Origin of the sequence: Streptomyces sp. NPDC002785 (assembly GCF_040295565.1) — a bacterium.
In the GTDB taxonomy this organism is placed as follows: Bacteria; Actinomycetota; Actinomycetes; order Streptomycetales; family Streptomycetaceae; genus Streptomyces.
In genome coordinates this window covers 1-1,724 of sequence record NZ_JBEOVN010000412.1, presented here as the reverse complement: position 1 = coordinate 1,724, position 1,724 = coordinate 1, and the positions used below count along the sequence as shown (strand labels likewise).

Annotated in this window: 1 protein-coding gene; it reads right to left on the bottom strand. The window is 72.2% G+C overall.

What is annotated here, in order from left to right; genetic code table 11:
- The coding region (locus ABTZ94_RS37445; protein WP_351207915.1) for a condensation domain-containing protein at positions 1 to 1,724 on the bottom strand (1,724 nt) is incomplete at both ends.

Below are 1,724 nucleotides of genomic sequence, written 5' to 3'. Positions count from 1 at the left end.
ACCGCGTCCGGTGTCCCGGCCGCCCGCGCCTCGAACAACTCCACCAACGACGCCCCGTCCGCACCGGCCTCACCCACCGCCGCACCAGCACCGGCGAGAGCGGCATCCCACTCGGTGGCGTCCAGGACGTGCACGTCTCCGAGCACACGGTCGGGCTCCTCGGTCCACGTGGACAGCAGCCGGACGAAGCGCTCGGCGAGGCTGATGGCCGTGGACGGGTCGAAGAGGTCGACGGCGAACTCCAGAGCACCCGTGATCCCTGAGACCGAACCCTCGGGGGTCCGCTGCTCGGTGAGGCTCAGCGCCAGGTCGTACTTGGCGACGCTGTGCTCGACCGGGTGACCGCCGAAAGTCAGCCCGGGCAGTTCCAGGCCGTCCGCGGCAGGGGCCTGGTTGTGGAAGGTCAGGTTGACCTGGAACAACGGGTGCCGGGCCGCCGAGCGCTCCGGGTTCATGACCTCCACGAGCCGCTCGAACGGAACGTCCTGGTGGGCGTAGGCAGCGAGGTCGGTGTCCCGGACCCGTGCCAGCAGCTCCCGGAAGGTCGGGTTGCCGGAGGTGTCGGTGCGCAGCACCAGCGTGTTGACGAAGAAGCCCACAAGGTCGTCGAGGGCGCTGTCGGTCCGTCCGGCGACCGGCGTGCCGATCGGGACGTCGGTGCCGGCGCCCATCTTGGTGAGCAGGGCGGCGGTGGCCGCCTGGAGGACCATGAACACGCTGGTGCCGGTACGGCGTGCCAGCGTCGAGATCCGGGAGTGCAGCTCGGCGTCGAGTTCCAGCGGGACCAGGCCGCCGCGGTGGGAGGAACGCTGGGGCCGCGGCCGGTCGGCCGGCAGCGTCAGCTCCTCGGGGAGATCCGCGAGAGTGGTGCGCCAGTGCTCCAGCTGGGCCGAGACCTTGCTGTCCGGGTCGTCCTCGCTGCCCAGCACGTCCCGCTGCCACAGTGTGTAGTCCGCGTACTGCACCTGCAGGGGCTCCCAGTCGGGGGTCCGTGCCAGGCGGCGCGCCGCGTAGGCGGTGGACAGATCCCTGGCCAGCGGCGCCAGCGAGGCGCCGTCGGCGGCGATGTGGTGCACCAGCAGGAGGAGCACATGCCGGTCGGGGGCGAGAGCGAAGAGGTCCGCCTTCAGCGGCACATCGGTCGTCAGGTCGAAGGCGTGGCCGGCCGCGGCGCTCAGCGCGCCCGGCAGTTCGGCCTCGGTGACCTCGGTGACCGGCAGTCCGAGGCCGAGGGCAGAGGCCTCCAGCACCAGCTGGCGCGGGCGCCCGTCGGTGTCGGGGAAGACGGTCCGCAGGCTCTCGTGCCGGTCGACCACGTCACGCAGCGCGTCGGCGAGTGCGGCCCGGTCCAGGTCGCCGGTCAGGCTCAGCGCCAGCGGGATGTTGTACGCGGCGCCGGGACCGTCGAAACGGCCGAGGAACCACAGTCTGCGCTGGGCGAAGGAGAGTGGAACCTCCGCCGGGCGCTCGACCGCACGCACCGGGGGACGTACCCCGGACGCCGAGCCGAGCTGCCGGACGAGCGCGGCCACGGTCGGGTGCTCGAAGACACTGCGCACCGGGAGTTCCACGCCGAGGTCGTCCCGGACGCGGCTCGCTAGACGGGTGGCCAGCAGGGAGTGGCCTCCGAGGTCGAAGAACCCGTCGTCGATGCCGACGGTCTCCACTCCGAGCACCTCGGCGAACAGGTCGCAGAGCAGCGCTTCCTGGACGGTCCGGGGGGC